We start from the raw sequence: 13087 nt of genomic DNA, 5'->3' as shown, positions 1-13087 counted from the left end.
GCCCGTCAGCGGCGGCCGTTCGCGGCGCCGACCAGGTCCGAGACCTTCACGAAGCGATAGCCCTGGCGGCGCAGCTCGGGCACCACCGCCCGGACCACCCGCTCGGTCACCGGGGCGGCGCTGCGCGTGCAGTGCATGACGACCACCGAACCCGGCCGCACCCCGTCGAGCACCTGCCGGGTCACCGCGTCGGCGTCCGTGGCGAAGGCGTCCCCGCTCACCACGTCCCACTGCACGGCGGTGACCCCGGTGGCCGCCAGCTCCTTGAGGGCCGCCCGGTCGTAGCAGCCGCCGGGGAAGCGGAAGTACGGCATCGGGTTCGCCACCCCGGCCTTCGCGAACGCGGTGTACGCCCGCTCCAGGTCCGACCGCATCCGGTCCTCCGGCACCGTCGGCAGGCCGTAGCAGTCGTCGGTGTAGGCGTAGTGGCTGTAGGAGTGGTTGGCGATCTCGAACCGCGGATCCCGGCCGATGGCGCGGGCCTCGTCCGGGTACTCCTCGGCCCACCGGCCGGTCATGAACACCGTGGCCGGCACCTTGAGCCTCCGCAGCGTCGCGATCAACGGCGGGTTGTCGAAGTGTTCACCCGCCGCGGCCCGGGGCCCCTGGTCCGCGGTCATGTCGGCGTCGAAGGTGAGGGCGACCAGCTTGCCGCCCCGCCCGCGGTCCCTCCCGCCGTCCGTGCGCGGGCCGTGTTCGAAGACGGGGGTCAGGCCCGCGGGGCCGGGGGCCAGAGTGGGCGCCCGGGACGGGGAGGCGGACGGTGCCGGGGCCGAGGGGGCCGGGCGGGGGGCCGTCCCGGAGCCGGTGGTGCCGCAGGCGGCGAGGGCGGCGCCCAGGACACAGAGCGCGGTGGCACGTCGTAGGAGAGTGATCACCGTACGAACGTAGGAGTGGGATGTTCGGCTTGTATGACTATGTGTGCTCGACGTGCCGACCCGCTCACCCGACCGGACGAGAGGGCGGAGCCGTCAGATGTCCCGCTGCTCCAGCGGTTTCGTCGCCGGACCCTCCAGCACCTTGCCGTCCGTGTCGAAGCGGGAGCCGTGGCAGGGGCACTCCCAGGCGCGCTCGGCCGCGTTGAAGTCGACGAGGCAGCCCAGGTGGGTGCAGCGCGCCGAGACGGCGTGCAGGGCCCCCTCGTCGTCCCGGTAGACGGCGAGCCGGTCGCCGCCCGCCCGGACCACCGCGCCCTCGCCCGGCGGCAGCGAGTCCACCGGCGGTGCGGGCCGCAGCCGGTCGCCGACGAAGTGCCGTGCCACCTCGGCCTGCGTCTTGAGCAGCGCCGGCGCCTCGCGCACCGCCGTGCGCAGCCTGCGCGGGTCGTACAGCCCGCTCCACGCGCACTCCTCGCCGGTGATCTGCGCGGTCAGCAGCCGGCCCGCCATCATGCCGCCGCTCAGTCCCCAGCCGCCGAAGCCGGTGGCGACGTAGGTGTGGTGCGCGCCGGGGTGCAGGAGGCCGGCCATCGGCACGGTGTCGGTGGGGTCGATGTCCTGCGTGGCCCAGGCATGGGTGCGCTCGGTGCCCGGGAAGTGCTCGTCCGCCCAGGCGGCCAGACGCTCGAAGCGCTCGCGGGTGTCGCCCGTGCCCGGGGTGAAGTGCTCCCCGGTGACGATCAGCAGGCGGCGCCCCGCGTCGTCCAGGGGTGCCGTGCGCACCGAGCGGGTGTTCTCCTCCGGCGTGATGTACATGCCGTCGACGTCCCGGCCGGCCTCGACGGTCCCGGCGACGACCAGCTCGCGGCGCGGGGAGAGACGGGCGAAGAGCAGCGCCCGGTCGAAGATCGGGTAGTGGGTGGCGACCACCACGTCCCGGGCGGTGACCGTCGCTCCCGCCTCGGTCCTCACCCGGCACGGCTCACCCTCGTCCAGACCCTGGACGGTGGTGTCCTCGAAGATCAGCCCGCCGTGCGCCTCCAGGTCGGCGGCGAGGGCCAGCAGGTACTTGACGGGGTGGAACTGGGCCTGTCCGGTCACCTTCACGGCGCCCGCCACCGGGAACGGCAGCCCGGTCTCCGTCACGAACGACGCCGGCAGCCCCGCCTCCTTCGCGGCGGCCGCCTCGGCCCGCACCTCGGCGACGCGGCCCGGGTCGCGGACGTACGTGTAGGCGTCGCGCGTCTCCCAGTCGCAGTCGATGCCCAGCTCGGCGACGATCCCCGCGGCGCGCTCGATCGCCTCCGACTGCGAGCGGGCGTACAGCCGGGCGCCCTCGGGGCCGCGGGTGCGGCGCAGCTTGTCGTAGACCAGGGTGTGCTGCGCGGTGAGCTTGGCGCTGGTGTACCCGGTGACGCCCGCCGCGACCCGCCCGGCTTCCAGGACCACCACGCTCCGCCCGGCCCGCACCAGCTCCCAGGCCGTGCTGAGCCCCGCGACGCCCGCCCCGATCACGACGACATCGACGTCGAGATCCTCCGCGAGCGCGGGGCGGGGCGCACCGCCCGCTGCCGTCTGAAGCCAGTACGAGCCGTTGACCTGCACGTTCTGAGTCATGCGGCCCGAGTACCCCGGGGTCGCGGATTCAGTGGCCGGACGGTGCGCCCCGCCGGTGCCCCGCCGCTACCTGCGCCAGGGGCCGGTGACCGCGAAGGTGGTGCCGGGCGTGTAGCAGTTGACGTACATCGTGTCGCCGTCGGGGGAGAAGGTGACCCCGGCGAACTCGCCCCACTCGGGCTCCTCCTCCGTCCCGATGTTCTGCGCGCCGCGGGCCATCGCGTACACCTCGCCGCGCCGGGTGAGGCCGAAGACGTGCTGGGCGCCGTTGCCGTCCTCGCAGACCATGAGCCCGCCGCTGGGGGCCAGGCAGATGTTGTCCGGGGACTCGCCGGGCAGCTGCACGTCGGTGTCCGGACCGAAGACGATCACCAGGGTGAGCCGGCGCCGCTCGGGGTCGTAGCGCCAGATCTGGCCGTAGTGGTCGGCGGCCGAGCCCTCGTCGCTGTGGGCGAAGGACGACACGAAGTACACGCTCCGCCCGCCCCAGTAGCAGCCCTCCAGCTTCTGCGCGTGGGTGATGCCGCCCCGGCCGAAGTCCTGGAAGCGGATCGGCGTCCCGTCGGCCAGCGGGTCGGGCACGTCCACCCACTCGACGCGGTCGAAGGTGGCGCCGGTCTCCTGGATCGAGGACAGGTCGGGCACGCCGGGCACGCGCATCGCCTGGAGCCTGCCGCCCGCCCGCAACGAGCCCCTGCCGCCCAGCGGCTTCTCGGGCAGGAACCGGTAGAAGAGGCCGAAGGGCCGCTCGAACGCGTCCTCCGTCTCGTAGACGACACCGCGCCGCGGGTCCACGGCGATCGCCTCGTGCTGGAAGCGGCCCATCGCGGTCAGCGGCACCGCGCCGGTGCGGTGCGGGTCGGCCGGGTCGACCTCGAAGATGAAGCCGTGGTCCTTGGTGTAGCCGTTGGTGCCGGCCCGGTCCTCGGTCTCCTCGCAGGTCAGCCACGTGTTCCAGGGCGTGTGCCCGCCCGCGCAGTTGACCGCCGTACCGGCGATCGCGACCCGCTCGGACAGGACGTGGTTGCGGGAGTCCAGCTCCAGCGCCGTACAGCCGCCCTTGCCCTCCGGGTCGTACGTCAGGCCCTTGACGGTCGGGACCGGGACGCGGCCGTCGGGGCGGTTCTCGTGGTTGCGGACGAGGCGGGTGTGGCCGTGCCGGCCCGGGAAGGCCGACATGCCGTCGTGGTTGGACGGCACCGGGCCCTCCCCTGAGCGCAGCCGGTCGCCCTCGCGGGACAGCACCCGGTAGCGGAACCCCTCGGGCAGGTCGAGCAGACCGTCGGGGTCGGGGACGAGGGGGCCGTAGCCGGTGTGGCCCATGGACTGGGCGGCGGCGGTCCCGGCGAAGAGTTCGGAGAGGGCGCCGGTGAAGGCGATGCCCGCACCCAGGGCTCCGGTACGGGCGAGCACCTGGCGTCGGGTCGCAGACTTGCCGGACGTGGGCATGGGGGACATGGGGGAAACCTTCCTGCTGGCGGACAGGACTGTGACCCCGCCGTGTCTATCACCTGCCAGGAGCCCCGGGAACCACGCGTGTAGCTCGTGTCACCGCTCGGCCGGGTGCTCCTGTGCCCTTTCCAGGAACCGCAGCAGCTCCACCGGGAAGGGCAGGACGAGGGTGGAGTTCTTCTCGGCGGACACCGCCACGACCGTCTGGAGCAACCGCAGTTGCAGGGCCGCGGGCGTCTCGGACATCTCCCGGGCCGCCTCCGCGAGCACCTTCGACGCCTGGAGTTCGGCATCGGCGTTGATGACCCGGGCCCGCCGCTCCCGGTCGGCCTCGGCCTGCCGGGCCATCGACCGCTTCATGGTGTCCGGCAGGGAGACGTCCTTGATCTCGACCCGGTCGATCTGCACGCCCCAGCCGACCGCCGGGCTGTCGATCATCAGCTCCAGCCCCTGGTTCAGCTTCTCCCGGTCGGACAGCAGGTCGTCCAGGTCGCTCTTGCCGATGATCGACCGGAGCGAGGTCTGCGCCATCTGCGAGACGGCGAACCGGTAGTCCTCCACGCGGACCAGCGCGTGGGCGGCGTCGACGACCTTGAAGTACACGACGGCGTCCACCCGCACCGTGACGTTGTCGCGTGTGATGCCCTCCTGGGCCGGCACGGGCAGCGTGACGATCTGCAGGTTGACCTTGTGCAGCCGGTCCACGAACGGCACGATCATCGTGAACCCGGGACCGCGCGCCTCCCCGGCGAGCCGTCCGAGGCGGAAGACGACCCCGCGTTCGTACTGCCTGATGACCCGCGCGGCCGCGGCGACGTACAGGACGCCCGCGCTGCCGACGGCGGCGGCCGCGGTGAGAAGCTCCTGGACCATGGCGAGTCGACCTCCTCGCTAGGAGGACCCTATTCCACCCTTTCTGTCACGATAGGCCCGAGTCCCGGTGGAAAGCCATGCCCGGTCCGACCGCTTCGGTCGGTGACCGGTCGGCCGGCGACCGCTCCGCGCGAGGGCGGCGCCCCGGCCCTGGCCGGCGGCGCCCCGGCCCGGGGCAGGCTGCCACGGACCGGGACGCCGCCGCCGGCTACGCCACCGCCTTCTCCGGTGCGGTGACCTTCACCGGTTCCGTGCCCGCGGCGCTGTGCCGCTCGGCCCAGTTCTCCAGGGCCGTGCGGCAGGCGTGGTCCAGGTGGTGCAGGCCGGACAGGTCCAGCTCGACCGGGCGGTCCTGCGGCAGTGCCTCCAGGCTCTCCAGCATCTTCGGGAGGCGCAGGAAGGTCGCGTTGCCGGTCAGGTGGGCCTGGACGGGCCCCGCGCCCTTGTCGACGATCTCCATCCGGAGGTGCGAGGCCTCCCAGGCGGTCTTCACCACGGACAGCGCCAGCCCGATCAGCACGCCCTCGAACATGTTGACCGCGACGATCGAGACGGCCGTGACCACCAGGATCAGCGCCTCGCCCCGGTGCCCGCGCCACAGCGCCACGAGCCCGCGGAACGGGATCAGCTTCCAGCCCGCGTGGACCAGGATCCCGGCCAGCGCGGGCAGCGGGATCAGGGCCAGCGCCGAGGGCAGCAGCGCGGCGAACAGCAGCAGCCACACTCCGTGCAGCACCCGGGACGCCTTGGTCCTGGCACCGGCGCCGACGTTCGCGGAGCTGCGCACGATGACCGCGGTCATCGGCAGGGCGCCGAGCACACCGCACACGGTGTTGCCCGCACCCTGCGCCATCAGCTCCTTGTCGTACTCGGTACGCGGCCCGTCGTGCAGCCGGTCCACCGCCGCGGCGCTGAACAGGCTCTCGGCCGAGGCGATCAGGGTGAAGGCGACGATCGTGCCGAGGAAGCCCACGTCCGCCAGCTCGCCGAAGGCACCGGCCCCGGGCGGCTGCACGGAGTCCAGCAGCCCGTTGACCTCGACCGTGGCGACCGACAGGCCCAGTGCCGCCGTGGCCGCCGTGGCCAGCACCACCGCGGCCAGCGCGCCGGGAAGTGCCCGCGCCCGCTTCGGCAGCCGCTTCCACAGCACCATCACGGCGACGGTGCCCGCGCCGAGGGCGAGCGAGGTGAGCGCCTGCGTGCTGCCGAACGCGTCGGCGGCGGCGCCCGGCAGGCCGGTGAGCTTGTCGATGCCGGAGGCGGGCGCCTGGAGACCGGCGGCCGCGTAGAGCTGTCCGGCGATCAGCACCAGGCCGATGCCGGCCAGCATGCCCTCGACGACCGACAGGGAGATCGCCCGGAACCAGCGCCCCAGCTTCAGGGCGCCCATCACCAGCTGGACGAGCCCGGCGGCGAGCACGATCACGCCGAGCGCCGGCAGTCCGTACTGGTCGACCGCGCCGAAGACCAGCACGGTCAGCCCGGCGGCCGGGCCGGAGACCTGGAGGCTGCTGCCCGGCAGCAGCCCGGTGACCAGGCCGCCCACGATGCCGGTGACCAGGCCCAGTTCGGCCGGGACGCCGGAGGCGACGGCCACGCCCACGCACAGCGGGAGCGCGACCAGGAACACGACGAGGGAGGCGGTGAGGTCCTGCCGCCAGTGCGGGAACCTCCGGTTCTGCTCGGCTATGAGGGACATGCCGGCGCTCACAGGATCTCGAACGCGTCGGTGTCCGCACGGTGGTGCCGCACGAGACCGGTGTGGACCTCGTAGTACCAGCCGTGCATCCGCAGCCGGCCGTCCGCCAGCCGCCGGGCGACGGACGGGTAGGCGCTCAGGCGCAGCAACTGCGTCCGTACGTGCTGCTGCACGGCCCCGGCGACCGTCGGGTCGGCGGGATCGCAGGGACCCGGCTCGCCGGCCGCGAGCGCCAGCCAGTCGCGCACGGCGGGCACGGCGGTCAGGTCGTCGCCGCGCACCAGGGCGCCGACTGCGCCGCAGTGCGAGTGGCCGCAGACCACGATGTCGGCGACGCCGAGTACTTGGACGGCGTACTCGATGGTGGCTGCCTCGCCGGAGGGACGCTCGGCGTCGTGGGGCGGGACGATGCTGCCCGCGGTGCGCAGCTCGAAGAGCTGCCCGGGCCGGGCGCCGGTGATCAGGGCCGGTACGACCCGGGAGTCGGAGCAGGTGATGAACAGGACTTCGGGCGACTGGCCTTCGGCGTGCCCGGCGAACTCCTCAGGGCGCTGTCCGAACGTACGGGCGTTGTCGATGAGGGGCTGCATGATGCGGATTCCTCCTGGCGCGCGGTGGGGTGCGCGTCGGACGGGTGGGACAGAGGTGGGGGATGTGCCGGGCGTCCCTCAGCAGCGGAAGACCTGAAGTGCCGCGGGGGAGCGGTCCGTCGCGGGTCTGGAACCCCGGCGGGCGGCCTCGCCGAGCGCCAGGGACGTGCCGGCGGCCGGGGCGTGCCGGTCCGTCATCGGGCGCTCGGGCGGCTCGGGCTGGGGAACGGCGGTGGTCCGGTGCCGGTCGCGCACGCGTGCGGGCCCGTGGGGGTGGACGGACCGGCCGGGATCGTGGCACCCGGCTCGCTCTTCGTGCGCCGCGGGGCCGGAGGGGGTGACTCCGGGCTGGGCGTTGGCCAAGGCGTCACGGCTCGTGTGCGCGAATGCGAAGGACGCCGAGGGGGCGAAGAACTGAAGGGCCATCAGGACGGCGACGAGGAACGGGAGGACCGTCCGTGCCGTGGCGCGCAGGAACATGTGGCCCCCCTCCAGGCAGTTCACGCCTCAACTGTCTGCCGGTGCACGGTCGGTGCATCGCCAGGACCGGACCAATACCGGGTCAATGGAAGGTCAACGAGCGGTCAAGAAACACGTTAACCCTGCAAAGGGCTTTGCAGGGTTAACGTAGCGTTACGGGCTGAAGAGCGCCTGAAAAAAGCGGGTGGGATGGCGTGAACAGACCGTCCCCGGGTGCGCCGACGCGTGAGGTGGGCCGGCTCAGGGGGCGTCGACGAGGCGCGCCGCGTGGCTCAGGGGGCGTCGACGAGGCGCGCCGCGTCCCGGGCCAGCGCGGTGAGGCGGGAGATCGCCCGGAAGTACTTCTTGCGGTACCCGCCCTTCAGCATCTCCTCGCTGAAGAGCCGGTCGAAGGGCAGCCCGGAGGCCAGGACGGGCACCTCACGGTCGTAGAGCCGGTCCGCGAGCACCACGAGCCGCAGCGCCGTCGACTGGTCCGGCACCGGGCGCACCCCGGTGAGGCACACGGCGGCGAGGCCGTCGGTCAGGGCGCCGTAGCGGCTCGGGTGGACGCGGGCGAGGTGGTCGAGGAGGGCGGGGAAGTCGTCCAGGGACGCCCCCTCGGTGGCCTGCGCGGCACGGGTCACCTGCTCGTCGGAGTGCGGCGCCGGGGCCTCGGGCAGCCCGCGGTGGCGGTAGTCCTCGCCGTCGATGCGCAGGGCCCGGAAGTGGGCGGACAGGCCCTGGATCTCGCGCAGGAAGTCGGCCGCCGCGAAGCGGCCCTCGCCGAGCTTGCCGGGGAGCGTGTTGGAGGTGGCGGCGAGCGCCACGCCCGCCTCCACGAGCCGGGCGAGCAGGCTGGAGACGAGGACGGTGTCGCCCGGGTCGTCGAGCTCGAACTCGTCGATGCACAGGAGGCGGTGCCCGGAGAGGGTCTGCACGGTCTGCTGGAAGCCGAGGGCGCCGACGAGGTTGGTCAGCTCCACGAAGGTGCCGAACGCCTTGCGGGAGGGCTCGGCGGGGGTGGCGTGCCACAGGGAGGCGAGCAGGTGGGTCTTGCCGACGCCGTAGCCGCCGTCGAGGTACACCCCGCGGGGACCGGCCGGGGCCTTCGGGGCCTTGCCGCGGCCCAGCCCGAAGAAGCCGCGCCTGCCGCCACTCGCGCCGGGAGCCTCGCCGAGTCCGCTCGCGAAGCCCTCCAGGACCCGTACGGCCTCGCTCTGGCTGGGCTGGTTCGGATCCGGGATGTACGTGCCGAAGCGGACCGAGTCGAAACGCGGCGGGGGCACCATCTCGGCGACCAGACGGTCCGCGGGGACGTGGGGCTCACGGCCGCACAGGGAGAGCGGGCCCGGAGCGGTCCCGGATATCGGGGCGGGGCCGGAGGCGGGGGAGGAGGACGACACGGTGCTCAATGGTAAAGCCTGCACGGGACCCGGCCGCCGCGCGGGGCCGGGCGGTGCGGCGACCGGTGCGGGCGCCGGGTGCGGGGGTGCGGGGCCCGGTGGGGTGCCCGGCGCGTTCCGGGTGCCCCTGGGCGCGGGGGCACCGTAGGACGTCCGGCGTGCGGGACGGGGCGCCGTGTGCGCGGGGCGGACCGTCGGGCGTGTTCCCGGAGCCCCGGCGCCCGGGCACGCGGGCCTCGCCGTAAGGCCCGCCTGCGCGGCGAAGGCCCCGGCTGGGCGGGGGCGGGCGAGGCCGTACGGTGCTCGGCCTGCGCGGTGGGGCGCCGGGTGCCGGTGGGGTGTCCGGCCCGGTCGGACGTTTCCCGGGGGCCCTGGCGCCCTATGGCGCGGGCCGCGCCGTTAGGCCCGGCCTGCGTGGCGGTGGCCCCGGCTGCGCGGGTGCGGGAGAGGCCGTACGGTGCTCGCCTGCGCGGTGGGGCGCCGGGTGCGCGGGGGCGGGTGCCGGTGGGGTGTCCGGGGCGGTCCGGCGTGATCCTGGGCGCCTCCCGGCCGCGGGCGCCGCCGTACGGTGTCTGGCCTGCGGGGTTGGGAGGCGGGACGCGTGGAACACTGCACCGCATGCGACGCCTGTTCCCCGTGCCCCCCGTGACCGATCCGACGGCCGGACCGGACCCCGACCGGACCGACCGGGAGTGGAGCCTGGCCGAGCTGGCCGCCGCCTACGCCTACCCGGAGCCGGACGGGCGGCGCGAGACGTGGCTGCGGGCCAACATGGTCTCCACCCTGGACGGCGCCGCCCAGCACGACGGACGTTCCCAGCCCATCTCCAGCGCGGCCGACATGCGGGTCTTCGGCACCCTGCGCGCGCTGGCGGACGTGGTGATCGCGGGCGCCGAGACCGTACGGCAGGAGGGGTACCGCCCCGCACGCGTCCGGCCGGACTTCGCCGAGGCGCGGCGGGCGGCCGGCCAGCCACCCGTACCGGTGATCGCGGTGGTCACGGCCGGTCTGGAGCTGGACTTCTCGCTGCCGCTGTTCACCTCCCCCGTCGTCCCCACCCTGATCCTGACCGGAGCCGCCGCGGCCCCCGACCGGATCGCGGCCGCCGAGAAGGCCGGGGCCAGGGTGGTGATCGCGGGGGACGGCGTCGGTGTGGACCCGGCCCGGGCCCTCACCGCGCTCGCCGGGCTGGGACACACCCGGCTGCTGACCGAGGGCGGCCCGCGGCTGCTGGGGCAGTTCGTCGCGGCCGGCGTGCTCGACGAGCTGTGCCTGACCGTCTCCCCAATGCTGACCGCGGGCGACGCGCAGCGGATCGCGGGCGGTCCCGCGGTGGGGGTCCCGCGGCGGTTCACGCTGGCGTCCCTGCTGGAGGAGGAAGGTTTCCTCTTCAGCCGTTACCGGCGTGACTAGGGCGATCCCGGGCAGGCGGGGGCGGCGGCGACCGGACACGGGTCCGGTCGGTGCCGGCCTTCGGGTAATCGGCGGAACGTTCCGTTCCGTTTAGTCCGCGCCGGGCACACTGAATCCGGCAGTACCCGTGCGATGACGGGGCAGGATGGTTTCCGCAGGGTCCGGCACGGCCTACGGAGGGTGGGCCCACAGACCCTCGAAGGAGAAGGGGCGCCTGGTGTTCACAAGCGTTTTGATGATCGAGAAGGCCCTGACGTCCGCCGACGTGGAGTTCGTCACCACCTTGCACGGGGACGAGCAGGTCGCCTTCCACGTGCTGCTCCAGCCGCGCGGCGATCAGGCGGACCGCCTGCTGCGGGCCATCGACGACGTCGCGCTCGGCGAGCTCGACGACGCCGTACGGGAGGGCGAGACCCCCGAGGGGCAGGAGGCCCAGAGCGTGGGGGAGCGGGCCCTGGAGGTGTCCCTCACCGCCCTGCGCGCGTCCGGCGCCCGGGCCGAGGGGCGCCTGATCGAGGACCACCCGCTGGACGAGTTGAAGGACCTGGCCATGGAGACCGGGGCCGACGAGGTGATCGTCCTGACCGACCCGCACTACGTGGAGGAATTCTTCCACCGCGACTGGGCCTCCCGGGCCCGCCACAAGGTCGGTGTGCCGGTCCTGAAACTCTTCTCCCACAGCAAGGCATAGGCTGGTCCCGCGCCCCCGCTCAGGGGGCGCGCCCGTCAGCCAGACCACCTCACGCACCACCCGTCGCACCTCTGGGGAGAACAGCGCATGGCACCCGGCCTTCCTACCGCCATGGACCGACCGCACTTCATCGGCATCGGCGGCGCCGGGATGTCGGGCATCGCCAAGATCCTCGCCCAGCGCGGCGCCCGGGTGGCGGGCAGTGACGCCAAGGAGTCCGCGACCGCCGGGGCGCTGCGCGCGCTGGGCGCCACCGTGCACGTCGGGCACGCCGCCGGGCACCTCGCCGACGACGCGAGCTGCGTGGTCGTCTCCTCGGCCATCCGCGAGGACAACCCGGAGCTGGCCCGCGCCGCCGAGCTGGGCATCCCGGTCGTGCACCGCTCCGACGCCCTGGCCGCCCTGATGAACGGCCTGCGCCCGATCGCCGTGGCCGGCACCCACGGCAAGACCACCACCACCTCGATGCTGGCGGTCTCCCTGTCCGAGCTGGGTCTCGACCCCTCGTACGCGATCGGCGGCGACCTGGACGCGCCCGGCTCCAACGCCCTGCACGGCACCGGGGAGATCTTCGTCGCCGAGGCGGACGAGAGCGACCGCAGCTTCCACAAGTACGCCCCCGAGGTCGCCATCGTCCTCAACGTCGAGCTCGACCACCACGCCAACTACGCGTCGATGGACGAGATCTACGAGTCCTTCGAGACCTTCGCCGACCGGATCGTGCCCGGCGGCACCCTGGTGATCGCGGCCGACCACGAGGGCGCCCGGGAGCTGACCCGGCGGCTGGCCGGCAAGGTGCGCACGGTGACGTACGGGGAGTCCGAGGACGCCGACGTGCGCGTCCTGTCCGTCGTCCCGCAGGGCCTGAAGAGCGAGGTCACCGTCGTCATGGACGGGGCCGAGCTGACCTTCGCCGTCTCCGTCCCCGGCCGCCACTACGCGCACAACGCGGTGGCCGCCCTCGCCGCGGGCGCCGCCCTCGGCGTCCCCGCCGCCGAGCTGGCCCCCGCGCTCGCCGCGTACACCGGCGTCAAGCGGCGGCTCCAGCTCAAGGGCGAGGCGGCCGGAGTCCAGGTCGTCGACTCCTACGCGCACCACCCCACCGAGATGACGGCCGACCTGGAGGCCATGCGCGCCGCCGTCGGCGACGCCCGCATCCTGGTCCTCTTCCAGCCGCACCTCTTCTCCCGCACCCAGGAACTGGGCAAGGAGATGGGCCAGGCCCTCGCCCTCGCGGACGCCTCCGTCGTCCTCGACATCTACCCGGCCCGCGAGGACCCGATCCCGGGTGTCACCAGCGAGCTGATCATCGAGGCCGCCCGGGCCGCGGGCGCGGACGTCACCCCGGTCCACGACAAGGACGCGGCGCCCGCGCTGGTCGCGGGAATGGCGAAGGCCGGTGATCTCGTTCTCACCATGGGCGCGGGCGACGTCACCGACCTCGGACCGCGCATCCTGGACGAGCTGTCGAAGTAAGGGGCTGAGGACTCATGTCGTACGACGTCGAGAAGCCGGACGAGCAGTGGCGGGCGGAGCTGGCCCCGGCCGAGTACGCCGTGCTGCGCGAGGCCGCCACCGAGCCGGCCTTCACCGGTGAGTACACCGACACCAAGACCGAGGGCGTCTACTCCTGCCGTGCCTGCGGTGCGGACCTGTTCACCTCCACGACCAAGTTCGCCTCGCACTGCGGCTGGCCGTCCTTCTACGACCCGAAGGACACCGACGCGGTCGAGCTGATCGAGGACCGTTCCCACGGGATGGTGCGCACGGAGGTGCGCTGCGCCCGGTGCGGGTCGCACCTCGGGCACGTCTTCGAGGGCGAGGGCTACCCGACCCCGACCGACCAGCGGTACTGCATCAACAGCATCTCGCTGCGGCTCACGCCCGCCGAGGGCTGAGTCACCGGGGGGGGGGGGGGGGGGGGGGGGGGGGGGGGGGCCGCCCGCCCCCCCCCCCCCCCCCCCCCCCCCCACCCGGCGCTCCGGAGTCCTGCCGGAGCCCTGAGGGGT

The 13087-nt window shown here is 73.9% G+C and carries 12 protein-coding genes; 4 read left to right on the top strand and 8 right to left on the bottom strand.

The window, feature by feature from the left end:
- Window positions 1-5 precede the first annotated feature (5 nt).
- The 8 genes from ACIBCJ_RS23735 to zapE form a co-directional block, all read right to left on the bottom strand.
- Window positions 6-878, bottom strand: a complete 873-nt coding sequence (locus ACIBCJ_RS23735) for a polysaccharide deacetylase family protein (RefSeq protein WP_365978346.1) — start codon at window positions 876-878, stop codon at window positions 6-8.
- Between the two features lie 93 nt (window positions 879-971).
- The gene (locus ACIBCJ_RS23730) at window positions 972-2495 is read right to left on the bottom strand and encodes an FAD-dependent oxidoreductase (RefSeq protein ID WP_362513939.1); all 1524 of its coding nucleotides are present in this window, start codon (window positions 2493-2495) and stop codon (window positions 972-974) included.
- A 66-nt stretch (window positions 2496-2561) separates the two neighbouring features.
- The gene (locus tag ACIBCJ_RS23725; RefSeq protein WP_365978486.1) at window positions 2562-3944 is read right to left on the bottom strand and encodes a PhoX family protein; all 1383 of its coding nucleotides are present in this window, start codon (window positions 3942-3944) and stop codon (window positions 2562-2564) included.
- Between the two features lie 99 nt (window positions 3945-4043).
- Window positions 4044-4820, bottom strand: coding sequence for a slipin family protein (locus ACIBCJ_RS23720; RefSeq protein WP_362513936.1), 777 nt, complete (start codon window positions 4818-4820; stop codon window positions 4044-4046).
- A 208-nt stretch (window positions 4821-5028) separates the two neighbouring features.
- A complete protein-coding gene (locus ACIBCJ_RS23715; protein ID WP_365978345.1) occupies window positions 5029-6519 on the bottom strand; it encodes a SulP family inorganic anion transporter in 1491 nt (496 codons plus the stop codon).
- Window positions 6520-6527: 8 nt separating this feature from the next.
- A complete protein-coding gene (locus ACIBCJ_RS23710; protein WP_362092642.1) occupies window positions 6528-7109 on the bottom strand; it encodes a carbonic anhydrase in 582 nt (193 codons plus the stop codon).
- Between the two features lie 78 nt (window positions 7110-7187).
- A complete protein-coding gene (locus tag ACIBCJ_RS23705; protein WP_365978344.1) occupies window positions 7188-7613 on the bottom strand; it encodes a hypothetical protein in 426 nt (141 codons plus the stop codon).
- A 248-nt stretch (window positions 7614-7861) separates the two neighbouring features.
- Entirely contained in the window at window positions 7862-8974 is a 1113-nt protein-coding gene (gene zapE, locus ACIBCJ_RS23700) for a cell division protein ZapE (protein ID WP_365978343.1), read from the bottom strand.
- Between the two features lie 618 nt (window positions 8975-9592).
- Between zapE and ACIBCJ_RS23695 the strand changes: the two genes are divergently transcribed.
- The 4 genes from ACIBCJ_RS23695 to msrB all read left to right on the top strand — a co-directional run bounded on the left by ACIBCJ_RS23695 (window position 9593) and on the right by msrB (window position 12976).
- Window positions 9593-10387, top strand: a complete 795-nt coding sequence (locus tag ACIBCJ_RS23695) for a pyrimidine reductase family protein (protein ID WP_362092650.1) — start codon at window positions 9593-9595, stop codon at window positions 10385-10387.
- A gap of 217 nt (window positions 10388-10604) precedes the next feature.
- The gene (locus tag ACIBCJ_RS23690) at window positions 10605-11078 is read left to right on the top strand and encodes an indole-3-glycerol phosphate synthase (protein ID WP_362092653.1); all 474 of its coding nucleotides are present in this window, start codon (window positions 10605-10607) and stop codon (window positions 11076-11078) included.
- Between the two features lie 87 nt (window positions 11079-11165).
- On the top strand, window positions 11166-12554 hold the full coding sequence (gene murC, locus ACIBCJ_RS23685; protein ID WP_362092656.1) for a UDP-N-acetylmuramate--L-alanine ligase: 1389 nt from the start codon (window positions 11166-11168) through the stop codon (window positions 12552-12554).
- Between the two features lie 14 nt (window positions 12555-12568).
- The gene (msrB, locus tag ACIBCJ_RS23680) at window positions 12569-12976 is read left to right on the top strand and encodes a peptide-methionine (R)-S-oxide reductase MsrB (protein ID WP_362092658.1); all 408 of its coding nucleotides are present in this window, start codon (window positions 12569-12571) and stop codon (window positions 12974-12976) included.
- Window positions 12977-13087: the final 111 nt, after the last annotated feature.

This window comes from Streptomyces sp. NPDC051136 (genome assembly GCF_044455745.1).
In the GTDB taxonomy this organism is placed as follows: domain Bacteria; phylum Actinomycetota; class Actinomycetes; order Streptomycetales; family Streptomycetaceae; genus Streptomyces.
This window is presented reverse-complemented; position numbering and strand designations above follow the sequence as displayed.